The 25280-nt window shown below is 53.6% G+C and carries 17 protein-coding genes and 6 pseudogenes; 8 read left to right on the forward strand and 15 right to left on the reverse strand.

The features are described 5' to 3' along the window. Nucleotides 1-78: 78 nt before the first annotated feature. The 4 genes from add to manA all read right to left on the reverse strand — a co-directional run bounded on the left by add (nucleotide 79) and on the right by manA (nucleotide 4584). Complete coding sequence (gene add, locus O1V66_RS06735; RefSeq protein ID WP_045047907.1) at nucleotides 79-1077, reverse strand: adenosine deaminase; 999 nt, start codon at nucleotides 1075-1077, stop codon at nucleotides 79-81. A 133-nt stretch (nucleotides 1078-1210) separates the two neighbouring features. Then, a complete protein-coding gene (locus O1V66_RS06740) occupies nucleotides 1211-1489 on the reverse strand; it encodes a hypothetical protein (protein ID WP_045047906.1) in 279 nt (92 codons plus the stop codon). Between the two features lie 168 nt (nucleotides 1490-1657). Next, complete coding sequence (locus tag O1V66_RS06745) at nucleotides 1658-3229, reverse strand: YdgA family protein (RefSeq protein ID WP_045047905.1); 1572 nt, start codon at nucleotides 3227-3229, stop codon at nucleotides 1658-1660. A gap of 176 nt (nucleotides 3230-3405) precedes the next feature. Continuing rightward, nucleotides 3406-4584 (reverse strand): mannose-6-phosphate isomerase, encoded by a 1179-nt coding sequence (gene manA, locus O1V66_RS06750; protein WP_045047904.1) that lies wholly within the window; start codon nucleotides 4582-4584, stop codon nucleotides 3406-3408. A 242-nt stretch (nucleotides 4585-4826) separates the two neighbouring features. Here manA and fumC point away from each other — a divergent pair, with 242 nt between their 5' ends. After that, the gene (fumC, locus tag O1V66_RS06755; protein ID WP_045047903.1) at nucleotides 4827-6224 is read left to right on the forward strand and encodes a class II fumarate hydratase; all 1398 of its coding nucleotides are present in this window, start codon (nucleotides 4827-4829) and stop codon (nucleotides 6222-6224) included. A gap of 57 nt (nucleotides 6225-6281) precedes the next feature. Here the strand turns inward: fumC and tus are convergent. Next, a pseudogene (gene tus, locus O1V66_RS06760) lies at nucleotides 6282-7218 on the reverse strand (DNA replication terminus site-binding protein). Nucleotides 7219-7411: 193 nt separating this feature from the next. After that, entirely contained in the window at nucleotides 7412-8713 is a 1302-nt protein-coding gene (locus O1V66_RS06765) for an MFS transporter (protein WP_082051009.1), read from the reverse strand. Between the two features lie 142 nt (nucleotides 8714-8855). Here O1V66_RS06765 and O1V66_RS06770 point away from each other — a divergent pair. From O1V66_RS06770 to O1V66_RS06785, 4 genes and pseudogenes are all read left to right on the forward strand, one after another. Beyond that, nucleotides 8856-9756 (forward strand): annotated as a pseudogene (locus O1V66_RS06770) (LysR family transcriptional regulator). A 149-nt stretch (nucleotides 9757-9905) separates the two neighbouring features. Next, entirely contained in the window at nucleotides 9906-11123 is a 1218-nt protein-coding gene (gene mlc, locus O1V66_RS06775; RefSeq protein ID WP_045047900.1) for a sugar metabolism global transcriptional regulator Mlc, read from the forward strand. A gap of 171 nt (nucleotides 11124-11294) precedes the next feature. Continuing rightward, a complete protein-coding gene (gene bioD, locus O1V66_RS06780) occupies nucleotides 11295-11972 on the forward strand; it encodes a dethiobiotin synthase (protein ID WP_045047899.1) in 678 nt (225 codons plus the stop codon). A gap of 139 nt (nucleotides 11973-12111) precedes the next feature. Next, nucleotides 12112-13522 (forward strand): annotated as a pseudogene (locus tag O1V66_RS06785) (MDR family MFS transporter). Between the two features lie 66 nt (nucleotides 13523-13588). Here O1V66_RS06785 and O1V66_RS06790 read toward each other — a convergent pair. Further along, nucleotides 13589-13888, reverse strand: coding sequence for a DUF1161 domain-containing protein (locus tag O1V66_RS06790; protein WP_045047898.1), 300 nt, complete (start codon nucleotides 13886-13888; stop codon nucleotides 13589-13591). Nucleotides 13889-13953: 65 nt separating this feature from the next. Further along, nucleotides 13954-14322: a DUF1283 domain-containing protein gene (locus O1V66_RS06795; protein WP_045047897.1), complete on the reverse strand. Its 369-nt coding sequence runs from the start codon at nucleotides 14320-14322 to the stop codon at nucleotides 13954-13956. A gap of 157 nt (nucleotides 14323-14479) precedes the next feature. Between O1V66_RS06795 and O1V66_RS06800 the strand changes: the two are divergent. Next, nucleotides 14480-14805, forward strand: a pseudogene (locus O1V66_RS06800) (YnfA family protein). 53 nt (nucleotides 14806-14858) lie between these two features. Here O1V66_RS06800 and ydfG read toward each other — a convergent pair. Beyond that, the gene (gene ydfG / locus O1V66_RS06805) at nucleotides 14859-15608 is read right to left on the reverse strand and encodes a bifunctional NADP-dependent 3-hydroxy acid dehydrogenase/3-hydroxypropionate dehydrogenase YdfG (RefSeq protein WP_045047895.1); all 750 of its coding nucleotides are present in this window, start codon (nucleotides 15606-15608) and stop codon (nucleotides 14859-14861) included. A gap of 145 nt (nucleotides 15609-15753) precedes the next feature. Then, nucleotides 15754-17204: pseudogene (locus O1V66_RS06810) on the reverse strand (MFS transporter). Between the two features lie 247 nt (nucleotides 17205-17451). Here O1V66_RS06810 and O1V66_RS06815 point away from each other — a divergent pair. Then, a complete protein-coding gene (locus O1V66_RS06815; RefSeq protein WP_241481405.1) occupies nucleotides 17452-18504 on the forward strand; it encodes an acyltransferase family protein in 1053 nt (350 codons plus the stop codon). Nucleotides 18505-18646: 142 nt separating this feature from the next. On the opposite strand, the pseudogene O1V66_RS06820 reads toward O1V66_RS06815, so the two are convergent. The 5 genes and pseudogenes from O1V66_RS06820 to O1V66_RS06840 form a co-directional block, all read right to left on the reverse strand. Next, a pseudogene (locus O1V66_RS06820) lies at nucleotides 18647-19742 on the reverse strand (ABC transporter ATP-binding protein). After that, a complete protein-coding gene (locus O1V66_RS06825) occupies nucleotides 19743-20711 on the reverse strand; it encodes a carbohydrate kinase family protein (protein WP_045047891.1) in 969 nt (322 codons plus the stop codon). 48 nt (nucleotides 20712-20759) lie between these two features. Continuing rightward, nucleotides 20760-21599, reverse strand: a complete 840-nt coding sequence (locus tag O1V66_RS06830) for a carbohydrate ABC transporter permease (protein WP_045047890.1) — start codon at nucleotides 21597-21599, stop codon at nucleotides 20760-20762. After that, nucleotides 21596-22498 carry a carbohydrate ABC transporter permease gene (locus tag O1V66_RS06835; RefSeq protein ID WP_045047889.1) on the reverse strand — a complete coding sequence of 301 codons (903 nt, stop codon included), beginning with the start codon at nucleotides 22496-22498 and terminating at the stop codon, nucleotides 21596-21598. Before O1V66_RS06835 ends, O1V66_RS06830 begins: the two co-directional genes overlap by 4 nt. 9 nt (nucleotides 22499-22507) lie before the next feature. After that, nucleotides 22508-23755 (reverse strand): extracellular solute-binding protein, encoded by a 1248-nt coding sequence (locus O1V66_RS06840; RefSeq protein ID WP_045047888.1) that lies wholly within the window; start codon nucleotides 23753-23755, stop codon nucleotides 22508-22510. Between the two features lie 249 nt (nucleotides 23756-24004). On the opposite strand from O1V66_RS06840, the gene O1V66_RS06845 reads away from it, so the two are divergent. Then, a complete protein-coding gene (locus O1V66_RS06845; protein WP_045047887.1) occupies nucleotides 24005-25177 on the forward strand; it encodes an ROK family transcriptional regulator in 1173 nt (390 codons plus the stop codon). Nucleotides 25178-25280: the final 103 nt, after the last annotated feature.

The raw sequence follows: 25280 nt of genomic DNA on the forward strand, positions 1-25280 counted from the left end.
AATCGCTAGATAATCAATGCGTTGAACCTTAAAAGAAAGGCCGCTATCAGGCGGCCTTTTTGTTTTTCAGTGGTGCAATTAACCCTGTACCTTAACGCGGATACGTTGTTTGTCGGCTTCGCTGAGGAAGGCCATATTAAGACCGTTCTCCTGCGCCTGACGAATTTCGGCGGGTGTGAGTCCTGCTGCCGGCGCGGCAACCTGATATTCATGACCAATCTCGATACCTTGCACGGCAGGGTCGTCGGTATTGATGGAAGCCAGAATGCCGTGGCGCAGGAACGTCGCCAGCGGGTGTTTTTCCAGGGAAGAAACGGTGCTGGTTTGAATATTCGACGTCAGGCAAGACTCGATACCAATCTGATGCTTGGCGAGGAAATCCATCAGCTCCGGATCTTCTGCGGCCTTGACGCCGTGCCCGATACGCACAGCGCCCAGCTCGCGAATGGCCTGCCAGATGCTTTCAGGGCCAGCGGCTTCACCCGCATGCACCGTTATCTGCCAGCCGGCATCGCGGCCACGATTAAAGTGATCCAGGAACAGACTGCCCGGGAAACCCAGTTCATCACCGGCCAAATCCAGCGCAGTGATGCCGTCTTTGTGCGCCAGTAATCCTTCGAGTTCCTGAACGCAGGCATCTTCACCAAAGGTGCGGCTGAGAATGCCAATCAGATTGACGTCGATGTCGTGATCGCGACAACCGCGACGCACGCCGTCAATGACGGCCTCGACCACGCCGTCGATCGGCAGCTTATGGTTCATCGCCATATAATAAGGGGAAAAACGCAGCTCGGCGTAATGCAGACCGGCTCGCGCCGCATCGGCGACGTTTTCCTGCGCGACGCGATGACAGGCATCGAGCGAACCCAGAACGGCAACGCCCCAATCCAGTTTTTGCAGGAAACTGACCAGATCCGGCTCGGTCTTGGTGACCTGAACATGCGGACGCAGCGTTTCCAAATCGTTGGCAGGCAAGGCAAGATTGAATTGACGACCCAGATCGAGGATGGTTTGGGCACGAATGTTACCATCAAGGTGGCGGTGAATATCAGTAAGCGGAAGTCGAGAATCAATCATTGGCAGCACCCATTTTTATCGTCAATAAAGTGCAAAGTATTATAGCGTTTTTAACGTTAGGTAACACGCCGTTCCGAATTAAGCGCTGTTTAAATAGACCATTCGGCCAGACTCGCAGTTTTATCATTCGCTTTTACCCGTTGCCGAAACAATTTCGCACCGTTTTCAGCGCAGAAAAGAGTGACTGACAACGTTCCGGCGCATTGAGGTCATCCTGCGGGATTGGAAGCAAGGTTTCGTTAACTTCCCGATGAAGAGACGAATTCAGCATGTTAGCGCTGTTTTCGACAGGGGACAGCGCGGACAGGCCATAAACCCAGGCATAAGTCGCGGTCGGGAGAGTGTCGACAGTCGTGCAATAGGGGTTCTGGCTGCGTGGTTGGTGAATCACGGCAGGCGGGACAGTGAGCATAGGCGTTTCCCTGTAAATTCAGACGGGTTGATGATAAACCTCTGGCGCAGGGTAAAGGACGGCGGGGAAAACCAATATCAATAATCAATCTTTTGCAGAAAATGTACGCGGGAGTTTGAAGGGAGTAAGGGGCGCAAAGCCGAAACATTGCGCCCGTAAAGATTACCGTTACTGTGCTGGCTGTGCCGGTACTGCGGGAACCGCAGGGACAACCGGCGCGCCCGGGATTGCAGGCTGCGCAGGGGCAGAAGGTTCATTCTGCGCCGGGATTTGTGGTCCGCCCAGCATACCGAACAGACCGGCAAACTCCTGCAGACTCATTTTCTGGCCATTCAAATCAATTTGATTGCCCGAGAAGTGGAAAGTGCTGGTGATTGCGTTGTCTTTCAGCGTGGTTATCTTGAACATCTGACCCATCGCGGCTAGACCCTGCACCTGCTGTTTCGCCAGTTTCTCGGCATCGTCACCGGTGTAGCCTTCAACCTGCGCAATTTGCGTGGTCATCTGGGTCGCCATATCCAGAGGAATGGTCAACTTGGCGTCAACGTTGTTCACCAGTTGTGAAATCAGCTGATCCTGACTCTGGGCAGCCGAACCGGCCGCGGCGGGGTCTTTCATGTCCAGTTTGAGGGTAAAGGTGCTTTCCCCCTTGCTGTTTTTCCAGCTAAGCGGATCGATGGTGATGCTTGGATTACCTTTCAGCAGGATAGGCAATTTGGACAATAGCAGGGCGGTCGCCTGCTGGCGATAAACGTCGGGTCCCAGGGCCTGCGCCTGCTGCATCAACGCCATTCCTTGCTGGTTGTAGCTGTCGGAGAAGGTCTTGACCGACTGCTCGTCCAGTTTATCGAGTTTGATGCTCAACTTGCCCGAACCAAAATCAGCTCCCTGAATCTTCAGCGAGTCGAGGGAGTAATCAATCTGACCTTTGAGATTCTGCTGGTCTTCGTCGAAATTGGTGTTCATCTTGAGACCGGCCAACTGCGCTGCATCTTTGCCATCGATGTTCACGCCGATGTTGTCGACGTTCAGATTACCTTTGCCCAGCGAAATATCGAATTTGCCTTTGTGGGTATCGGTATCGAGCGAAACGCCGCTCAGGGTCACTTTTTCAAGCTGGCCCCACTGGTTAGGCGACGTAAAGGCGAGGCTACCGGTCTTGGCATCCATCTCGACTTTCTGCATATCTTTGGCGACATCAAGATTGATGGTGCCGCCCGCAAACTCGAGCTTGCTGGTGTTTTTCTGATAGTTGACCGGCAACAGGTCGATAACCGACGCCGTATCGCCGCCGTAACCAATGCGCGTATCGGCATTGACCGGAGATTTACCTTGTGTCAGATCAAACAGACCTTTCACCGTAGCCGTGTTTTGCAGTTCTGAATGAACCGACGCCATGCTCGGGATCAGGTTGAATTTTTTAAGCTGTGCAGCGGGGAAAGGGCCATGATCGATGGTTTCGATAAACGCCACTTCATCACCCGATTGCAGCGCACCGTTGGGCGTGGTGCCGTCAGGCTGTACCACAAAGCGCGCGCGGCTGCTGAAAATACCGCGATGATAATCCTGATAAACCAGCGTGACCCCAGACTGCGGATAATGTGTTTTCAGCTGCGTATTGGCATCGGCAACGATATCACCCATATGTTGCTCGAGCATTTTTCCTGTATACCAGGAAGCGCCGGTCCAGGCTGCGCCAAGTACAACTATGACGCTTACAGCGACTAACGATTTTTTCATAGTTCTGTTCATCCTTTTAAATACGTTCTGAAAACCTTCATTAAAACAATCTGAAGACAGTGGTATCAAGCGTAACAAACTTCGTGACGTGCTGCTTTCAATGAGGCAAAAAAGCCGCCAATTGGCTAATAATTAGGAATATTAACCGATTGGCGTAAAAAACTTTGCAGTAAGTTTTAAGAAAGCTGGTTAAAGACGCGGGCAATACGCCCGTTACCGCTCGCCTTCACCGACTTGTCCGACGCAGGAATAAAGCAGGATTCACCCGGATGCAGCACAATTTGCTGCTGGTTGTTGTCCAGAATCGTCTGGCCTTCCATGCAAAATACGATGGCGGCGCTGTCTTGTGTCAGCGTTTGCGGCAGGGCGGAAAGGTCGTGCAGCGCAAAGGCAAAATCTTCCACGGGAATCGGAAACACCAGGGCATTATCCTGTTTTTCAGGCGAGGTAAGCAGCGTCTCGGCAGGCTTGGATTCGAACTTGAGATTGGCGACAAGCTCCGGAATATCGATGTATTTCGGCGTCAGTCCAGCGCGCAGCACGTTATCGGAATTCGCCATCACTTCAAGCGCAACCCCTTTGAGGTAAGCATGCGGCGTTTCGGCATAGAGGAACATGGCTTCGCCGGGCTGCAGTTTGACCACGTTCAGCAACAGTGGAGAGAAGAGGCCGCTATCCTCAGGATAGAATTGGGCAATGCTGCGAATGGTGTCCCACGGCTCGCCGCTGCGGGAATGCAGTGCATTTTTCAGAATATCGAGTGCCAGCGATTTCTCTTCACCGCTCATGACCAGAAGCGCGGTAAACAGTGTTTTCAGATGCGCCATGTCCGGGTTGAGCAGGAAACGGGCAATATCGGGATGCGCGCCGGAAACAGGCTGCAATAACGAGGCAATTTCACCCGGTTCACGGAAACCGTTGATGGCCGAAAAAGGTGTCAGTGCGAACACCAGTTCAGGTTTATGGTTGGCATCTTTATAGTTGCGTTCGGCGGCATCCAGGGGAATATTGGCCTGATTCTCTTTCTCGAAACCGATGACGGCATTGCTTTTGCTGGGATGTACCTGAATCGACAAAGGCTGGTCGGCGCAGAGCACCTTGAACAGAAACGGCAGTTCGCCAAAGCGTGTAGCCACCTTTTCACCCAGATTCGCGACAAGATCCTGATCAATCACTTCGCGCAGCGAACGGGTCTGGCCGTTGGCGTCTTCAACGGTCGAACTACTTTTGGGATGGGCGCCCATCCACAGTTCAGCGACCGGAATTCCCTGCGGATTGCTGATACCGTAAAGGCGGGAAAGCGCATCGATGCTTCCCCACGCGTAATTTTGAACACTGTTATGCATCTTTTGCATTAATTCTATCCGTTGTGGCAGTGAAATTGCTGACAAGTTAGCGGTGATAAGTAAACAATGACTGAACGCTCCATAGCAACTGATAATGTATAAAAAGTGCGGTCATCGGCAAATCACATAATTCCCAAAGCATGTCATTAACCTTATGTATATAATTGCCTATCCGTCGGCTAAGCCTTGGGAGCGTCGTCGGTACCCTGCAATTTATAATTTTATTGATGAAACCGCGTAAGGAGACAGTAATGGCAGCTCATCGCATTGAAAAAGACTCAATGGGACCGATCGAAGTCCCGGCCGATAAACTATGGGGAGCACAGACACAGCGTTCACTAGAGCATTTCCGTATCTCTTCGGAAAAGATGCCCACCGCGCTTATTCATGCTCTTGCCCAGACCAAACGCGCCGCTGCAAGCGTAAACATGGATCTTGGCCTGCTTCCGGCCGATCGCGGTAATGCAATTATCGCCGCCGCCGACGAAGTTCTCGCCGACAAGCACACATCCGAATTCCCGCTCTCTATCTGGCAGACCGGTTCCGGTACCCAGACCAACATGAACATGAACGAGGTTCTGGCCAACCGCGGCAGTGAAATCCTCGGCGGTGAACGTGGCGAAAGCCGTTTGATTCACCCAAATGATGACGTTAACAAGAGCCAGAGTTCGAACGACGTTTTCCCGACCGCCATGCATGTGGCCGCCGTTGTCTCCGTTCGCGAGCAACTGATCCCGGAACTGAAAGCCCTGCACAAGACCTTGTCCGACAAAGCCGAAGCGTTCAAGGACATCGTTAAAATCGGCCGTACACATTTACAGGACGCCACGCCGCTGACGCTGGGTCAGGAAATCTCCGGCTGGGCCGCGATGCTGGCACACAACCTGGTTCATATTGAAGCCAGCCTGCCACACATTGCCGAACTGGCGCTGGGCGGCACCGCCGTCGGAACCGGTTTGAACACCCATCCAGAATATGCCGAGCGCGTAGCCAAAGAGATTGCAAGCCTGACCGGTTTGCCTTTCGTGACGTCCCCCAACAAGTTTGAAGCGCTGGCAACCTGTGACGCGCTGGTACATGGTCACGGTTCTCTGAAAGGTCTGGCGGCGTCGTTGATGAAAATCGCCAACGATGTGCGCTGGTTGTCTTCCGGCCCACGTAGCGGCATCGGCGAGATTTCCATTCCTGAAAACGAACCGGGCAGCTCCATTATGCCTGGCAAGGTTAACCCGACGCAGTGCGAAGCCATGACCATGCTGTGCGCGCAGGTGCTGGGTAACGACGTCGCAGTGAATATTGGCGGCGCTTCCGGTAACTTCGAGCTGAACGTGTTCCGCCCGATGGTTATCCATAACTATCTGCAATCTATTCGCCTGCTGGCCGACGGCATGCGTGGATTCAACGAGCATTGCGCTATCGGCATCGAGCCGAACCGCGATCGTATCACGCAGCTGCTGAACGAATCCTTGATGCTGGTCACCGCACTGAACACGCACATTGGCTACGACAAAGCCGCAGAAATCGCCAAGAAAGCGCATAAAGAGGGGCTGACTTTGAAAGCTTCTGCGCTGAAACTCGGCTATCTGACCGAAGAACAGTTCAATGAGTGGGTACGTCCGGAAGACATGGTTGGCAGCATGAAAAAGTAAAACGTTGCTGAAGACGTCTTCGAGCTCTGTCCTTTTGGGCAGAGCTTTTTTATTGGCTTACACGGGCTGGTCTGTGTAGAGATGCAAACGTTTAATGAGTAAATTCAAGGGTTGCGAGTCGGGCTTGTATTTGTGTTTGACCGCGGCGGCATCGTAATTCAGTAGTTCACCCATTTTCGGAATTTGCAGGGCGGGTTCACGCGGGCACAGCACGATAAACGGCGAAGGGCAGGGATGTTGCACCTGTTTCTGACTGTTTTGATACCAGACGCGGGCAATGGGCTGAACCTTCACGGGACGTTTTATTTTCAGGATGGCGTGCTCAGGCAGTCTTTTCACATCCATGATCTCCCGGGTCACATTCTGTTGCCACTGCTCCCGTGTGTATGGCGGCACGGCGCGACCGGCATTCAAACTTTTCTCCAGCTTTTGCAGCAATTCGTCGCGACTGAGATTTTTGATGATGTGCTTGTTTGCCCAGCCAAATCTTACCGAGTCCGGCTCCAGCAGGGTATTGATGAGAACGGTAGGCGTTCAAGGTTATCAATCCACGCAACTGGCTGTGCACAAACTCGAAACGCTGCTCGGGAGCCAGTCCCGATTCGACGGTCACAATATTTTCCAGCTCCGCCTTCAGGGTATTCACTTCTTGCACCAACAACTGTGCGGCCTGCAATTCCGATTTATCTACGGCATAACACAGCGCGCCCGGCAGCCGCACCGCCGATTTACTGCTGATGTTTTCACGATTGTGATGGATAAACAGTTTCTGGAAATGCTGCATGGCCAGCTGGTGGGCTTCTTCCCCAAGATGCGGCGTCACTTCAATAAGAGAAGCGGGGTCCTGTTCAGCACCTTTCTTGATCTCGGGCAACGAGAAAACACGGCCTTGCACCAACTCCAATTGGTTGAGAAATCGCGTCAAGTCGGCGGTCGAAAGTTCCAAATCCCTGAAGCATTCATTCATTCGTAATTTAAGGTCGTAGCCAGTCATCCATTCACCCCACTTATTAGTTACAACATACATTTTACCTCATAAAATGAAACCGCGCACACATCACCTTCACAATAAAACGCGTCTAGCAGGCAAAAACTTTCTGAATCACGTCTGTGAGAGGCCGAAAATTGGTGCGTAAAGCACAAAAAAGGCGAGCACATGGGCTCGCCTTGCTTGATAGAGGTAAGGTTTAGGCAGGGCGGATTTTTGATTCCGGCAGATGCATAAGACGGTAGCCAATCGCAATCGCGATAACCAGCATGGTGCAGATATAGCCCGTGATACCGGCCCAGCCGAAGTTGTGCCAGAAGACGCCGCCCAATGTCCCGGCGACGCTGGAGCCTGCATAATAGCAGAACAGATAAAGAGAAGACGCCTGACCTTTGGCACGGCGTGCGCGTTTGCCAATCCAGCCGCTGGCGACGGAATGCGCCGCAAAGAAGCCGCCGGTCACCATCGCCATACCGATGAAAATAACCCACACCGGCGACAGGGCGCTAAGTAGAATACCCGCGAGCATGAGAATCAGCGCGCCAATCAGTACGGGGCCGCGGCCATAAACCGCCGTCAACGCCCCGGCTTTCGGCGAACTGTACGTGCCCATCAGATAGGCGATGGACAGAATACCGACGATAGCCTGGCTCATATGATAAGGCGAGGCCAGCAGTCGATATCCAATGTAATTGAACATGGTGACAAAGCTGCCCATCAGCAGGAACCCTTCGGCAAACAGAAGCGGCAGCCCGCTGTCGCGCCAGTGCAGCTTGAAGTTGATAAAGAGTTTACGCGGACGTAACGAGCTGGCGCGGAAATGCCGTGACGGGGGTAGAATTTTCCAGAACATGCTGGCAGAAATCAGCGCAAAAACGCCGATGATGGCAATCGCGACACGCCAGGAAACGAAATCGGTCAAAACGCCCGTGAGGAGTCGTCCGCTCATGCCGCCTATCGAGTTGCCACTGATGTAAAGCCCCATCGAAAACGCGACCACGCTGGGGTGGATCTCTTCGCTGAGATAGGTCATGGCAACGGCGGCCACGCCACTTAACGACAGCCCGACCAGAGCCCGCATCACGAGAATGGAGTGCCAGCTGGTCATCACGGAACAGATGAGCGTGCAAAGCGCGGCGAGCATCAGCCCGACCACCATGACATTTTTACGTCCCACCGCGTCGGAGATGGGGCCGGTAAACAGAAGACCAATGGCCATCAACCCGGTAGCGGCAGAAAGCGAAAGGCTGCTGGCGGCCGGTGAAACACCAAAGGCTTGCGACAGCACGGGCATAATCGGCTGCACACAATACAGCAGGGCAAAGGTCGCCAGCCCGGCCGAGAACAATGCCAACGTGACACGGATAAACTGTGGCGTGCCTCTTTTGATGAAAATGCCTTTTACCTGCGGTGCGTTCTGCTGAGGGAGGGTATGCAGTTCGTCATCGTTTACCGAATGGCCTGCCGCAGAATTTGCGGGCTGCCGACGCGTGGAGTTCACGAGAGGTCCTTAATTAAAATAGGGAAAGAGGGTAATTTCAAGGCGTGTGTCTTGATGTCAAAAATTTTACTCAGGTTTAATTCCGTTTTCTAATATATTAATTACACGAGTTTGATACATATAAGATATCAATGAGGGTTCCGTGAACAACATCGAGTTAAGGCATCTGCGCTATTTTATTGCGGTGGCCGAAGAGTTGCATTTTGGGCGGGCGGCAGAAAAGCTGAACATCTCCCAGCCGCCACTGAGTCAGCAAATCCAGTCTTTGGAAACCCAGATTGGCGCGGTGCTGCTTTATAGAAATAATCGCACCGTACGCCTCACACAGGCGGGCGAATTGTTTCTCAAAGAGGCGAAAAAATTGTCGATCGGGTGCAGGACATTTCCGAGCAGGCGGCGCGCGTGCATCGAGGTGAAGAGGGGACGTTGACAATTGGCTTAACCTCGTCTGCGCCGTTCGTCAAAAAAATCTCCCGCACCTTTCAGCGCTTTCGGCTGGCGCATCCGCACGTCAATATCCGCATAGAAGAGATGAACAGTCAGCAACAGATAGAGCCGTTGATCAAAGGGAAGTTTGACTTGGGGGTCATGCGAAACGGCGTGCTGCCGGATGTCCTGCAACATCATGTGTTGCATACCGGCCCGCTGGTCGCCGTGGTTCCGGCGACCCATCCTCTCACTCAACTACCGGCGGGCGAGCTGACTTTGAGCCATCTCGCCGATCAGCCGTTTGTATTTTTTCCAAAGACGTCGGTACTTCTCTTTACGACGATATTCTGCAAAGACTGGCCCATGCCGGGATCACGCCGTTTATCACTCAGGAAGTCGGCGAAGCGCTGACCATCATCGGGCTTATTTCGGCAGGGTTGGGCGTGTCTATTCTGCCTGCCTCCTACAAGCGAATTCAGGTCGACGGGGTTAAATACCTGTCTTTCAAAGATGAACAGGTCAATACGCAGGTCTGGCTGGTCAGTCATCGACATCGACCTCTGTCTGCACCCGCGCTTGCCCTGGCAAAAATGCTGATGGAAGAGGAAGAATGAGCGTGGTTTGACCGTCACAAGGCCACCAAACCGCCGTAATATGTGCTCCAAATCACATATCGAATCAAATAGTTGAGGATATCTGACAAAAAGCTGCCTATAACCTTTAATATTTATTTCGAAGCGCGAAAAATAACGAGGCAAGTTGAGTGATAGTGGAAGGGCAGCCGGGTCATATCGATCAGATCAAACAAATCAATGCGGGTACCGTTTACCGGCTTATAGACCAGTTTGGTCCAATTTCCCGTATCGAGCTGTCCAAGAGAGCGCAGCTTGCGCCCGCCAGTATTACCAAAATCGTGCGTGAACTGGTGCAGGCGCATCTGGTTCAGGAAACCGAATATCAGGAACCCGGAAGCCGTGGGCGTCCGGCCATTGGACTGGTGCTGGACACTCAAGCCTGGCACTATCTTTCGGCCCGCATCGGCCTGGGTACAGTCACGTTGAGCCTTCGCGATTTAAGCAGCAAACTGGTCGTCGAAGAACAGCTTTCACTGCCCGCAGAAGGGTCAGCGCCGTTTCTGACACGTCTGGTCGCGCTCATCGATCAGTTTTTTATACGCCACCAGTCCCGCCTTGAACGACTCACCGCCATGGCTATCACGCTGCCCGGCATGATTGATTCCTCGCACGGGATTATTCAGAAAATGCCTTTCTATCAGGCCGACGACGTGGCGATTGGCCCCGAGCTTGCCAAACGCAGCGGCCTGCCTGTGTTTGTACAGCACGATATCGCCGCCTGGACGAAAGCCGAATCGCTGTATGGCGCCTCCCGAGGATTTCGCAATGTTATTCAAGTGGTTATCGACGACAACGTAGGTGCTGGCGTCATTACCGGCGGTCAGGTTTTGCACGGCCGCACCAGCAGCGTGGTGGAAATCGGGCACACTCAGGTCGATCCCTACGGTAAACGTTGCTACTGCGGCAACCACGGCTGTCTGGAAACGCTGGCCAGCATCGACAACATTCTGGAATTGACGAAAGCGCGGCTCAATCTCGCCGAACATTCACTGCTTCACGACCAACCCATTACCGTTGAAACGCTGTGTGATGCCGCCAATCGCGGTGATGCACTGGCACGCGATATTATTGTCGGCGTCGGGCAAAACGTCGGCAGAATTTTGGCCATCATGGTAAATCTGTTCAACCCTGAAAAGATTTTGATTGGCTCTCCCTTGAATCTCGCCAAATCTACGCTGCATCCGGCCATTATGTCCTGCATACAGCAGCAGGCTTTGCCTGCCTACAGTGAACATATCGAGCTCGAATCCACCTATTTTGACAATCACGGTACCATGCCCGGTGCTGCGCTCATCAAGGACGCGCTATACAACGGTTCGCTACTGGTAAAACTGCTGCAGGGTTAACGAGTCGCGAATAAATCCTTAACCCCATCGTCACCTGATAAAACATTGCGCTAACGCAAATTGTTATTTCCGCCCAGCCCCTAGACTCGAACGATATCTGGTCGATTTCGCCTCCAAACTTTCCTGAATAAGGTTTATCAGGGAGGCGATATGGAATTATTCGGGAGTACTATGAAGAGGTTAACGCAGGTATTTGTGACGGGTACCGATTCCCGGGTGGGCAAAACCATTGTATCGCGCGCACTGTTGCAGGCGTTTGCCGCACAGGGTAAAACCGTGCTGGGGTACAAGCCCATTGCCACCGGAAATCAGGCGCTGGCGGACGGCGTGCAGAATCAGGATGCCCTGACATTGCAGCGAGCTTCTTCCGTTGCCTATCCGCTTGGCAAAATCACGCCTTTTGCGCTCGCGGAGGAAGATATTTTTACCTGTGCGCTTCCCGCCGATTTATTCACCCGAATGACGCAAGGGCTTTATTTTCTGAAAGAGGGTGCGGACATGGTGGTCGTTGAGGGGTGTGACGGCTGGAAAACGCTAATCTCGTCGCATCAAGCGTATTCCACCTGGGTTATCGAGAACAGATTGCCGGTCATTCTGGTGGTCGGCATTCAGGAAGGCTGTGTCAATCAGGCCCTGATGACCGCGTACTCTCTACTCGCCGATGGCGTCGTGCTGCTCGGCTGGGTAGCCAACAGAATCAATCCCTGTCTTGCGCATTACGCGGAAACCATCGACGTGATAACACAAAATATCGCCGCCCCTCTGCTTGGCGAGATCCCGTATCTTCCACGCGCCGAATCCCGTGAGTTGGCGCACTATCTGGATCTTTCTCTTCTCGAAACACGTTAGGCGAAATGTCTTCCTGCAACCCCCTGATATACTGAACAGCAGATTGCAGAGGAGAACGGCTATCGCTACCAATACTTTACCTGATATCAAGGTCGACAGCCGACATCGGCCGCTCGTCCTGATTGCCTGTATGTTGTCGATGTTTATGGCCGCCGTCGAAGTGACCATTGTGGCGACCGCCATGCCAACCATCATCGCCGATTTGGGCGGCTTTACCCTGTTGGGATGGGTTTTCGCGATTTACCTGCTGACGCAGGCCATCACCGTGCCGATTTATGGTCGACTCGCCGATCTCTATGGCTGTCGCCGTATGTTCTTTATCGGCACCTTACTGTTCCTGCTTGGCTCCGTGCTCTGCGGGTTTGCGCCTTCACTGGTGTGGATGATTGCCTTTCGCGCCTTGCAGGGCCTCGGCGCTGGGGCGATAACGCCCGTGGCGACCACGCTCGTCGCCAATATCTATGGTCCGCACGAGCGTGCCAGGGCGCAGGGGTATCTTGGGAGCGTATGGGGCGTGTCGGCCATCGTCGGACCCTTGCTGGGTGCCTTCATTGTGCAGCATTTTCACTGGTCCATCGTGTTCTGGATTAATGTGCCGATAGGGATTATCGCGATGATGATTCTGGCACGGTATCTGCCGGCCGATGACGTCAAAAAGACGCATTCGCTGGATCTTGGCGGCACGGCGCTGCTGTCATTGAGTGTTGCTGCGCTGTTGCTGGCCTTGCTACAGGCCGAAACACTGGGTTACTACGCCGCGCTGCTGATTGTGGTGGCCATCGCCGCCATGCTGCTGTTGATTAGACAGGAACGCCGCGCGGCCGAACCGCTGTTTCCGCTGTCGTTATGGCAAAGCCGTATTGTCGTCGCGGCCAATGTCGGCGGTTTGATCCTGGGCGCCACCATGATGGGCATCAGCGCTTTCCTACCGACCTATGTGCAGGGCGTTTTCGGCGGAACACCGCTTCAGGCCGGAAGCACGCTGGCGTTGATGTCGATAGGCTGGCCGCTCGCCAGCATGCTGAGCGGCAGACTGATGCATGCCACATCCTATCGTTTTACCGTGTTCACCGGCGCACTGGCGTTGGCGGGGGGCAGTCTGGTGTTGCTGCTGCTTAAACCCGATTCCGGACTCGGCTGGGCGAGGGTCGCCGCCTTTACGATTGGCTGCGGCATGGGGCTCTGTAATACCACGTTCATTGTGTCGGTTCAGAAACGCGGTCGATGCCTCTGTGCGCGGCATTGCAACCGCTTCGACATTGTTTACCCGGATGCTGGGGTCGGCTATCGGCACCGCCATTCTTGGCGCGACGCTCAATCTGAACTTGCAGCACCGATTGCCTGCGCTCAGTGATCCGGTTCAGACCCTGATGGAAACGTCGCAAAGACAGCAGTTATCCGCAGGAAAACTGGCGAATATTGTGGAGCAGGTTTCTGCCTCGCTGCATTGGGTCTTTATTCTCGCGGCGATGATGTCGATATGGGTGTTTGCGGCGGTGTTGCTGGTGCCAAAAGGCGAAAAACCTGCGCGCAAACACAGCGAAGGCTGAACGTTGGAAATAAAAAGGGCCTGAACGCATAGACGATCAGGCCCTTTTTTATGCTTGCAGCTTTAACTATTGCGCGGTGGCATCCTGGCTGGTGCCGGTCTTCGGACTGGCCGTCGTGTCGTCACCGCCATTCGACAGTTTGGTGTAGACGATTTTTTGCGTGTCGTTGTCGCAGTGACCCACGACCTGACCGCCAGCCTGATCGGCCTGATCGTTGGCAACGATGTCCAGCTTGAAATTGGACTCAGGCAAGCCGTTAGCCACAATCTTCTGGGTGATATCCGCTTTGACGCTGTCACAGGAGGCCATCGCCGCCAAGGGAGACAGAGAGAATAATGTCAAACCCACCAATAAAGTCTTGTTCATGATTTCGTCCTTATTTGAACAGCATGTGCTAAAAGCTTAGCTGTTAATTGCCCACTTTCAAGACGTTAGGGTGCAAGAAGCTGAGAACCGGTGCGACGGTCGAGGCAACGCTCGGTGGTGGGTTCCCAATAGGCATTCAGATTACGACTGGCATTGCACTTGTCGCGCAGATCGATGGACTGATCGTATTTGGCATTGTCTTTCTGCTGACGATTGATTTTCTGCTCGCGCAGGGTACGCGTGGCATTCCATTGCTCCTTGCTCTGGCGTGCTTCTTCATTGCTCAATGCGCTGCTGCCGTTACCGCCAAACACACAGGTTCCGCCGGCACAGTTGGTTTCGGCATGGGCGGCCATCTGCCAGCTACCCGAAAGCACCAGCAGAGCGACAGGCAGCATTTTGCGCAGCAGTCGAGACATCACTATTGTTTTCATTGGCTCATCCTTATAGGTTTACACATCGCCGACGCGATTACTGAAATTATACCACCCTAACCGTGTACGTCACGTAATGAGCCCGTACTGGTTTATCGTTGATTGAATAAATCGGTCTGAATTTACAACAATTTACTCATAGAGATGTTTTCAGGTCATGATCAAGACGACCCTGCTTTTTTTGTTACCGCACTTGCCGAAATCGTAGGCTGTTTTTTGCCTTACCTCTGGCTGCGCAAGGGCGCGAATGGGCTCGTGCTGCTGCCTGCGGCACTCAGTCTTGCACTGTTTGTGTGGCTATTGACCTTGCACCCGGCGGCGAGCGGCCGCGTCTATGCCGCTTACGGCGGTGTCTATGTGGTCACTGCGCTGCTTTGGTTGCGCTTTGTGGATGGCGTAAAACTGGCGACGACCGATTGGCTTGGAGCCGGCGTCGCGTTGGCAGGCATGCTTATCATTATTTCCGGCTGGAAATCCTGTTAGGCAATAAAAAAGGGCAACGCCACCGGCATTGCCCCTAATACGCTTAGTAGCAATTATTCGTCGCGATTCACGCGCAGACCTGCCAGCGACTGACTGACCGGCATCATCTCGATGGAGTTGATATTTACGTGTGCAGGCAGGGTCGAGGCCCAGAATACGGACTCCGCCACGTCTTCTGCCGTCAGTGGATTGGTTTTGTCATACGTTTGACCCACTTTCGCTTCGTCGCCTTTAAAACGCACGTTGGAGAACTCGGTCCCGCCGCACAGACCCGGTTCAATGTTGGTGACACGGACTTTGGTACCAAAAAGATCGGTACGCAGATTAAGGCTGAACTGGCGAACGAAAGCCTTGGTCGCGCCATAGACATTGCCGCCGCTGTATGGCCAGTTGCCCGCCGTCGAGCCGATGTTGATGATATGGCCGACATTGCGTTCAACCATGCCCGGCAGGAGGGCGCGTGTCACGAACACCACACCTTTGGTATTTGTGTCTATCATGGTGTCCCAGTCATCCACCGACGCCTTGTCGGCGGTTTCGATGCCGAGCGCCAGTCCGGCGTTGTTGACCAGCACATCGATGTGCTGCCACTCGGCAGGCAGCGCGGCAATAGCCTCTCCGATGGAAGCGCGATCGGTGACATCAAGCTGTGCTACATACAGCGCATCGCCCAGCTCGGCTTTCAGCGCATTTAAACGTTCTTTACGACGTCCGGTGGCAATTACCTGGTGCCCGGCTTGAACAAATTTGCGGGCGATCGCCGCGCCAAATCCGGCTGTCGCGCCGGTTACAAAAATAATCATCGGTCATTCCTTAAAATAAAAAGCCCATTTATCAGGGCAAACATAATAGACGACGTCCCACTTACTCTCGTTAACCCATTCCTGCTTCAAATCACTAATAACACAGTGCGCCCCCTAGCCGCCAGAAGCTTGATGTTGTGATGACTCACTCGGGCTGCGTTGTTTCCTGCGCGTCTTTCTTTGCTGCGGCCTTCTTTTTCTGACGTATTTCATCACCGTCGGTGGCATTGAGCGTCATGCTGTCAAGCATACCCAAAATGGCGATACCGCCAACGATGATAAAGGCCAGCCGGAAACTGCCGAGCGAAGTACCACTCGCCACCGCCGGTTCAAAATGCTGAGCAATGCGCAGGGCAAGCGCGCCGATAGCGATACCCAACCCGGAGGAGAGCTGCTGCGCGGTGTTGAACATGGTGTTTGCGCCGCCCATCATCGGACCGGGCACCTGCGAGAAGGCCAGCGTGTTGATGGCGGTAAACTGCATCGACCGCGACATGCCGCTGATAAACAGCAAAATAAAGGTCAGGGCGGTCGGCACCGCAGGCGTCAGGAAGGCGCAGGCAAAAATCGTCAGTGTGTTGATCAATCCGTTGACGACCAGAATGCTGCGGAACGGAAAACGGAACAAAATGGCCGAGGTAAAAGGTTTCATCGCCAGATTACCAGCAAAGACAGAGAGTACCAGCAGACCCGCATCGAAAGGACTCATGCCATAGCCGAGCTGGAACAGTAACGGCAACAGAAAAGGCAGGGAGCCAATCGCGATACGAAACAGCGATCCGCCGATAACCGTGACAGCGTAACTTTTTATCTTCATCGCTACCATAGGCAACAAGGGATGCGGCGTGACAAGCGAATGTCTGACCGCCGCAACGCCAATCAGGAGGCTGCCCAGCACGAAAAGGGACGGCAATAGGTAACTGCCGCCTTTATTGAACATATCCAGACCAAACATCAGCCCGAAACAGGCAATGCCAGTCAGCACAAATCCTGTGATGTCAAAGGGGATCCCTGTCGCACCTTTTTCATTGGGAATGAGTTTGAGACTGAGCAGCAGCGCGGCGATGCCCAGCGGAACATTTAACAGAAAAATCCAGTGCCACGAGGCATAGGTGGTAATAAAGCCCCCAGCGGCGGACCCAGTATCGGCGCAACCAGTGCGGGCCAGGTGATGGTGGCAATCGCCCGAATCAGATCGGCCTTGGACGTATTTCTGAGCACCACCAGCCTGCCGACGGGAACCATTAATGCACCGGCAAACCCCTGTAGCATTCGCGCGGCGGTAAACGTCGGAAGACTTACACTCATCGCACACAGAATCGAGGCCAGCGTAAAGAGGATAATGGCCGAGGAGAAGACGGTGCGGGTCCCAAAGCGATTGGCAATCCATCCACTCGCGGGAATAAACACCGTTAAAGTCAGAATATACGCAGAAACGCCAATGTTGAGATCGATGGCATGCACGCCAAAGGCTTCGGCCATTTTGGGCAGCGCGGTCACTATCACCGTCGTATCGAGATTTTCCATAAACATGGCACCGGCCACCAGCAATGGCAGGGCGGAACCGGCAGGAAGGGTAAATTTTTTCATTGGCATAGCACTCGAATATATCTGAAATTGCTTGTAGTGAACATTATCAACTCCCTGTTTGAACGCTAATTTTCAGATTTAATTATGCTTTAGACAGCAAAGACTTAGGCACAAAATCACTCTGCTTGAGGATAACAATTTACCCATCGCGGTCAACTTTAAAATTCCTACAAATAATAACCATGGCGATTTTACGGTAGTTAACATGCTAAGTTATTAGAAAATTAATCATCTAATACTTACCTGGCATAAAATGATGAAATCAAAAATAGTCTCGCTGCAAATATTGCGGGCGTTTGCCGCGATATTAGTTGTCATTAATCATTTGTGGGGTGATTCCAAAACGGCCTTGTCAACGGATTTTGGTCTTGAATACGTGGGTGATTTTGGCGTTGATGCCTTTTTTATCCTTAGCGGATTTATCATGGGATATAAAACTCGGGAGGATTCGCCTTTTGGCATGGCTGTCGCCACCCATTTTATTCGGCGGCGCATTGAGCGTATTTATCCTATCTTTCTCATCGTACTCATCCCGTTTATATTAATTTACCTCAAGCAGACACACTTCATCAGTCCTTATGAAATTATTGGCAATATTCTGTTATTACCTTCCTTTAACAATAACCCTCAGTACCATATGTTGATTGGGCCATCATGGTCACTGGTTTACGAGATGTTTTTTTACGTCGTCTATGCCGCTTTCATGATGTTTGTGAGCACCAAAAAGCAACTCATTACTTACTCATCGGCACTTTTGATAGCCATGGTCCTTGGCGTGAAAATGCTGTCAATTCAAGGTTATCAGCTCGGTAACGTGAATTTTAGCTACATGATAGGCGATCCCTTGATGATTAACTTCGCGATGGGCTGCATTTTTTCGCAGGTTTTTGACAGGCTGAAGAACATCAAGATCGCCATTCCACTGGCCTCCCTTATGATTGGCGTGATATTTGTTTTGGGAATGTGGTTATCTTCAAAGGGGGAGCCGCGCTTCTTTAGTTTTGGGTTACCTGCAATGCTGATTGTTTTTCTATTCAGCGTGATGGATTCGTCCGAAACAAAGACCTATAAATTGCTGGTTTATTTAGGTAATGCCTCTTACAGCATCTACATTACGCACTTCTTTATTGAAGTGATTGCTGGAGTCATATTTTATCATTCGTCGGTAAACAAAGATCTTTACGGCATTGCATTGAGCATAATTTGCCTGATTATAGGTTGCCTCTTTTATTCACTTATTGAAAAACGTGTCACAAAATTAATGCATAACTTTGAGAAAAAGGACAATGCGCTTCGACGAACCTGATGAATACATTCATATTCATTATTTGTTTATGCCGTTAGGGATTATAAAATTTAAACAAATCAATTAAATTTCAGGCTTTGATGACCTGTCAGGCGTTTCGCGTCAGATTTTGCCCTCGAACGGCTGACAGGTCATGATAAAATCAGCGCGATTCCAGTAATCTCTCGCCACTGTCGGCCGCAAACAAATGGACCCCGTCGACCCGAATATCCAGCAGAACCGGGCGCATCCACACTGATCCGCACGCGGCCTGCACATTGCACATGCAAGGCAAAACCGCACCAGTCGATATGCATCAGGCTGCTTTCCCCCGTTACTTCTAGCAGTCGCAAAATACCGGGAGGACGAGGATTGTCGTTTTCCGAAATCACAATGTCATGCGGACGTAGCCCCAGCGTGACCGGCTGGCCCATGATATTTCTGGCGGCGGTCCACCATTTCTGCGGCAGCGCAAAGGTCAGGGCATCGCACTGCACACAAGGTTGGCCATGCTGTTCACTCACGACGCCATTGAACAGATTCATCGGCGGCGAGCCAATAAAGCGCGCCACGAAGGTGTTGACTGGGCGGTCGTAAATTTCCAGCGGTTGTCCTTGCTGCACGATAAATCCGTCTTTCATCACTACGATACGGTCAGCCAGCGTCATGGCTTCAACCTGATCGTGTGTGACATACACCGTTGTGGTGCGAAACTGCTGGTGGACCGCCTTGATTTCCGCCCGCAGCTCCATACGCAGTTGCGCATCGAGATTCGACAGCGGTTCGTCAAACAGAAACACTTTCGGGCTGCGCACCAATGCCCGACCCATCGCCACACGCTGCCGTTGCCCGCCCGACAAGTCTTTGGGCAAGCGCTGCAACAGGTGATCGATAGCCAATACCTTGGCAGCCTGCAACACTTTACTTTGCTGCTCGGCCTTGGGCACGCGTTTGACCTGCATATGAAAAGCCATGTTCTCGGCGACGGTCAGATGTGGATAAAGCGCGTAGCTTTGAAACACCATGGCAATGTCGCGATCGGCGGGATCAAGATTATTGATCTTGCGATTATCCAGCAAAATTTCCCCGTCACTGACGGATTCCAGCCCCGCCAACAGGCGCAGCAGGGTGGATTTTCCGCAGCCGGAAGGCCCGACCAGCACGGTAAAACTGCCGTCTTCAATCGACAGATCGAGGGGTTTCAACACCTGCATCCTGCCGTAATGTTTGGCTACCTTAACCAGCTCAACACTTGCCATTTATTGATTCTCCTGCCGATTGGCTCGATGAGCCGTACTGAAAAGGGTTTGCCAGTCCGGGTAACGTCGCGGTGAGCTGCTGATGGCGGCACTGGCGACACGTACGCCCCAGTCCAGCGCCGTTGCCGCGTCTTGCCCATAAATCAGCGCGCTGAAATAACCGGCGTTGAAACTGTCGCCTGCGCCAATGGTATCGACGACGGCAATGGCTTCTGCCGGAGTGTGCAGATGGGTTTGTGCGGACCACAAATAAGCGCCATCGGGCCCACATTTTGCCACCACGACTGCGTTGTCGGCGAGCAAGTCGAGCAGCATCGAGGCGGCGTCGGGCAGACTGTTACAGCCGCTCAACCCCAGCGTTTCGACCTCATTGAGCAGCAGGGCATCGCAATTTTTCAGACACGGGAAAAGTTGCTGACGCAAGGTGGCGCTCCAGCCCGCTGGCGGCCAGCCGCTGTCGATAGCGACCTTGAAACCTCGCCGTTTCAGCGTCTCGAGCAGAGAGGAATACTCTGCGAACAAGGCGGTGCACAGAAAAGTGCCGCACAGCAGGACCCAGTCCCCGGCCACGGCTTCGCGCGGAAGTTGCGAGAGCACATCATCACGGCTCAACCGCGCGATGTGCCCCTGATTGCTGAAAAACGTGCGCTCGTGATCAGAATGTGTCACGCCGAAGGTGAGTGAGGTTTCGCAGGCATAGCGCGGCCAGTCAGCCGCACTGGCCGCAAAAAGTTCTGCCAGCCAGGGCGTGAATTGATCGTTGCCCTGATTGGCAACCAGCCGATACGGCGTGTTCAGGGCATCCAGTGCCAGCGCGCAGTTGCCTGCAGAACCGCCGGGGCGTATTGCACTGCTTTCAAGCATCGCTTCTGTGCCTTTTTGCGGCCATTCGTCGAGCGTGCTCATAATCACATCCACATTGATATTTCCGACCACGTACAGGCGGGCCGAAGTTTCTGGTTTTATCATGGTTGCTTCCAGGCAAAAGAGTCGGCTGCGTGAGAAATGTTATACATATCAACCCTTGCTGCCGCCGCTGGTTAACCCGCTGACCAGCGTTTTCTGCAGCCACAGGGCAATAAACAGGGGCGGCACGGCGGCGAGAATCCCGACCGCGGCGATAAGGCCATCATCCGTGGCGCGTCCTGCGGTAAAACCGGCAATGGTCACGGGCAAGGTCTGGGCGTCAATGTTGTTGGTAAACAGCAGCGCATAGAAGAATTCATCCCAGGCCAGCAGCCAGCCAAACATCGCGGAGGCACCCAAAGCCGGTTTGGCGAGCGGCAGGGTAATGCGCAGTAAAACCTGCCAGTAGCGCAGGCCATCCAGACGGGCCGCCTGTTCGATATCCAGCGGCAGGGCATCAAACTGGTTTTTCAGCATCCAGGTCAGAAAGGGCAGGATCATGGAGCAGTAAACCAGAATCAGCCCAAGATGCGTGTTCAACAGGCCGAGTTGCTCAAGAATGAAATACAGCGGTAGCACAAAGGCAACCGGCGGCACCATATATATCGCCAAACTGGCGTATAGCCAGCCATCGCGCCCTGCATAGCGTGAAAAACTGTATGCCGCCGGAATCGCCAGCAGCAGCGAAATCAGCGTCGCGCCGCTTGCGACCAGCACACTGTTGCCGAGCGCATGCAGAAACAGCGCGCCGGGTTGGCCGGCCTGCAAGGTCAGCAGACTGAGATAGCGGCTAAAATCCCACTGGGTCGGGATCCAGCGGAGCGGTACGCGCGCCAGATCGGTACTTGAGCTCACACTCATCAGAAACAGCCACAGCATCGGTGCCAGAATCGAGACGGCAACCAGCAGCGCAGCCAGATAGCGCAACCCTCTCCTCAGTTGATGTTTCATTCACTGACTCCCCGTTTGCGCTGGCGCAATAGCAGCAGCATATAAAGTCCAATCAGCAGGGCACAGAGTAAAGTCATCAATACGGCATAGGCTGCACCGCTGCCCGCGCGCAGGTAGCTGAACGACTCCTGATACACAAAAAAGCTGACCGTTTTGGTGCTGTCCAGCGGGCCGCCGCGCGTCATGACATAGATAATGTCGAAAATCTTGAAGGCGTCGATGGTGCGCAGGACAAGCGCCACGGCAAGCGGTGCGGCGATTGCCGGAAAGGTGATGGCGCGAAAACGTCGCCAGGCGGAGGCGCCGTCAAGTCGCGCCGCCTCGAACAGGTCTTCGGGAATGGTTTGCAGCGCCGCCAGAGTCAGCAGCGTAACCAGCGGATAGTTCTTCCAGATATCGGCGAACATTACGGCATTGATGGCCGAGTCGGGCGAACCCAGCCAGCTGCGGTAGTGAGCGATAAGCCCCAACTGTGAAAGCAGGGCGTTGATACTGCCGTAATCCGGATTAAAGTTGAGCCGCCACATTGTGGCATTGACGATGGTTGGCAGCGCCCACGGCAGAATCACCAACACCCGCAACGCGCTGCGACCCCGGAATTTCTGGTTCAACAGCAGGGCAACCAGCACGCCGATCACCCCTTCGATAAGGACGGATACGACAGTGAAATAGAGTGTGCGCCACAGCGCGGCACGAAAATCGGGATCGGTTAGTGCGTAGATGAAGTTGTCGATGCCGACCCAGGCGGGTGCAGGGCCCTCGCCGATGAGTCCGGCATCGGTAAAGCTGAGCCAAATCGTGCGAACCAGCGGCCAGGCGGTCAGCAGAAACATCATCACCAGCATGGGTGCCAGCAGCACCCATGCCTGACGACGCTCACGTTGTGGCAAACTGAGCATAGTCATTCCTTAACGTAGGCGGTCTGCACTTTGGGTAGCGGCGGCCATCGCGTCGGCAGCGGGCGCCTTGCCCTGCAACACGCTCTGCACACTCTGCTGCAACAGGGTCGAAAGCTGCGAATAGCTCGGAGTAACAGGACGTGACAGCATCACGTTGAGCGATGACTTGGCGGCGGCTATCAGCGCCTCCTGACCTTTCTGCACCGCCGGGTCGTCATAGGAAGATTTCCAGATAGGCAGGCTCAATTTGGCATACTTGTCCTGCACGGGCTGTGACGTCATGTAGCTGATGTATTCCCAGGCCTGGTCCGGATGCACACTCGCCCTGGCTATCCCAAGCCCCATCGAGCCATTGACTCCGGAAGCCTGTCCCGCTGCTTCGCCCGGCGCAGGCACCACGCCGACATCACCCGCGACTTTGCTCTGCTTCGGGTCGTTGGCCATGTTGTACATATAGGTCCAGTTCAGTGCAAAAGCCGCATCGCCGTTGGAGAAGGACTTGCGCACGTCTTCTTCGAGATATTCGCGCGAATTCGGGTTGGTCAGGCCTTTATCCAGCGAATCCTTCATGTAGTTGATGGCTTTCATGGCCCCGGGATTGGTAAAGTTCAGCTTGCCGTCCTGATAGAAATCGCCCTTGAAGGCAGAAACCAGCGTCGTGTAGTCGCAAATCAGCGCCTCGGACTGTGACCAGCTCCAGACCAGCGGATATTTCACCACATTTTTCTCTTTGAGAATTTCGGCCTGCTGCGCCAACTCCTGCCAGGTGGTCGGCGGCGCGGTAATCCCGGCTTTCGCCAACATCGCCTTGTTGTAATACAGGTATTTGGTATCGAGGATCCACGGCATGCCCCAACGTTTATCCTGATAGGTCACGGTGGAAATGGCGCCATCGAAGATTTTCCCCGCCTGGTCTTTGTTGATGCGCGAGGTGACATCCTGCAACAAACCATATTTGGTGAATTCGGCAGGCCAGATAGCGTCGAACAGCACGACATCGTAACCTTTGGCACCGGCACCGCGCGCGGCAACAATCTTGTCATGCAGCGCTTCGTAAGGCACAAATTCCAGATTCACCTTGATGTCGGGATGCGCCTTGGTGAAATCGGCAGTCATGGCGCGAATATCGTTTTCACTGTAGGCGGCCTGAGTCATAAACAGGGCGCTTAGCGTGGTTTCGGCAAGCGTATTGGCAGAAAAGCCCAAGGCGAGGGCAGACAATACGCACAGGCTGGCAGGACGTAATCTCGTTATCATTTTTCTCTCCAATCGATGCCTTGCGGCAACGAAATGATTAAATCAATTTGATTGCTTTAATCGCGGTAAAAATGGGACAACCGCGGGCCGTTGGGTCTCTATTTACTGAAGAAATTTCACATGCGCATAACATTTACAGGGTTTTAGCCCTAAAGGCTGTGAAGCGCTTGGCATTAATAAAATCAATTTGATTGCCCGAGTCTTGAACAGCATACTGCTCACAGGCTTTTCCTTGGTGCATAGGCAGTTATGACAACTTCTGGTACTAATCTCGAACATGCGCGGGCGCACAATCGCCGTGTGGTGATTGAAGCGATTCGCCTGAACGGCGAGCTGACCCGAGCCGAAATCGCGCGTTTGACGTCACTGACGCCCCAAACCGTGTCCAATATTGCCGCCGAACTCGAGCACGCGGGCATCATTGCCTCCAGATTGCCACGCCGTGTCGCGGGGCGCGGCCAGCCAGCCATTCCGCTCACCCTGAATCCCAACAGTGCCTATTCGATTGGCATTCATCTGGATCACCAGACGCTGCGCGTGGTGTTGGTCGACCTCAAAGGCAAGGTGCGGTTTCGCCGACTCATCAACGTTCAAAAGCCGCAACCCGACGCGACGTTGAAATTAATCATGAAAACGCTGCAAGAAATGCGCCAGAAAGTAAAAATCGACTGGCGCAAGATGCTCGGGATTGGCATCGTGATGCCCGGACCTTTCGGCGTTGAAGGGATTTCTTCCGAAGGGCCGACCACGCTGCACGGATGGGACAATATCGACATCGAAGGGCGGCTCGGCGCAGCTACCGGCTGGCCGGTTACGCTGGAAAACGACGCCACCGTCGCCGCCATCGGCGAACGTTTTCACGGCATCGCCAAGCAGTTGACCTCGTTTGTCTATCTGTATATCGGCACGGGGCTGGGTGCCGGGTTGTTTACGGAAGGGCGCATCTACAGCGGCCATGCCCATAACGCGGGCGAGGTCGGGCACATGGTGGTGCAACCGGGCGGTCGCGCCTGCTACTGCGGTAATAAAGGATGTCTCGAGCGCTATCTGTCATTACAGGCCGCGTACGAAGGCTGCGAATTGGATCCCAACACGGCCACGCCGGAAGATCTGCTGGCGGTGGATGAGGCACGGTTTGAACGCTGGCTGGACACCGCCATCGAACCTGCCTGTCAGGCCATCAATATCATGGAATGTGTCTTCGATGCCCAGTGCGTGATCATTGGTGGAATGATGCCGCAACCGCTGGTAGCCAGGCTCATCGCCCGCCTGACGCCGCTGTACAATTCGGTTCGCAGCCGTTATTCGGCCCAGTCACGCGTCAGAATGGGCATGACCGGCACGGATACCGCCGCACTGGGAGCCGCCGCGCTGCCTATCTTCGATGAATTCAATCCGCAATATGAAGTGTTGCTTAAATAGCCGCCGCCCCTTACATTGAGTTCCATACAACCGGATTGACCGATTGGTCAAACTCTGGCACAACCCTTGCTTACCCTTGTTATCGTTTTTTATAACAATGCTA

Source organism: Rouxiella chamberiensis (genome assembly GCF_026967475.1).
Taxonomy (GTDB): Bacteria; Pseudomonadota; Gammaproteobacteria; order Enterobacterales; family Enterobacteriaceae; genus Rouxiella; species Rouxiella chamberiensis.

What these genes read in the sequence shown, in the direction of transcription:
- O1V66_RS06835 (WP_045047889.1), bottom strand. Translation starts at nt 22,498, where the DNA reads ATGCTCAGTTTGCCACAACGTGAGCGTCGTCAGGCATGGGTGCTGCTG.
- O1V66_RS06825 (WP_045047891.1), bottom strand. Translation starts at nt 20,711, where the DNA reads ATGATAAAACCAGAAACTTCGGCCCGCCTGTACGTGGTCGGAAATATC.
- O1V66_RS06795 (WP_045047897.1), bottom strand. Translation starts at nt 14,322, where the DNA reads ATGAAAACAATAGTGATGTCTCGACTGCTGCGCAAAATGCTGCCTGTC.
- O1V66_RS06845 (WP_045047887.1), top strand. Translation starts at nt 24,005, where the DNA reads ATGACAACTTCTGGTACTAATCTCGAACATGCGCGGGCGCACAATCGC.
- bioD (WP_045047899.1), top strand. Translation starts at nt 11,295, where the DNA reads ATGAAGAGGTTAACGCAGGTATTTGTGACGGGTACCGATTCCCGGGTG.
- fumC (WP_045047903.1), top strand. Translation starts at nt 4,827, where the DNA reads ATGGCAGCTCATCGCATTGAAAAAGACTCAATGGGACCGATCGAAGTC.
- O1V66_RS06830 (WP_045047890.1), bottom strand. Translation starts at nt 21,599, where the DNA reads ATGAAACATCAACTGAGGAGAGGGTTGCGCTATCTGGCTGCGCTGCTG.
- O1V66_RS06840 (WP_045047888.1), bottom strand. Translation starts at nt 23,755, where the DNA reads ATGATAACGAGATTACGTCCTGCCAGCCTGTGCGTATTGTCTGCCCTC.
- ydfG (WP_045047895.1), bottom strand. Translation starts at nt 15,608, where the DNA reads ATGATTATTTTTGTAACCGGCGCGACAGCCGGATTTGGCGCGGCGATC.
- O1V66_RS06745 (WP_045047905.1), bottom strand. Translation starts at nt 3,229, where the DNA reads ATGAAAAAATCGTTAGTCGCTGTAAGCGTCATAGTTGTACTTGGCGCA.
- add (WP_045047907.1), bottom strand. Translation starts at nt 1,077, where the DNA reads ATGATTGATTCTCGACTTCCGCTTACTGATATTCACCGCCACCTTGAT.
- O1V66_RS06815 (WP_241481405.1), top strand. Translation starts at nt 17,452, where the DNA reads ATGATGAAATCAAAAATAGTCTCGCTGCAAATATTGCGGGCGTTTGCC.
- O1V66_RS06790 (WP_045047898.1), bottom strand. Translation starts at nt 13,888, where the DNA reads ATGAACAAGACTTTATTGGTGGGTTTGACATTATTCTCTCTGTCTCCC.
- manA (WP_045047904.1), bottom strand. Translation starts at nt 4,584, where the DNA reads ATGCAAAAGATGCATAACAGTGTTCAAAATTACGCGTGGGGAAGCATC.
- O1V66_RS06740 (WP_045047906.1), bottom strand. Translation starts at nt 1,489, where the DNA reads ATGCTCACTGTCCCGCCTGCCGTGATTCACCAACCACGCAGCCAGAAC.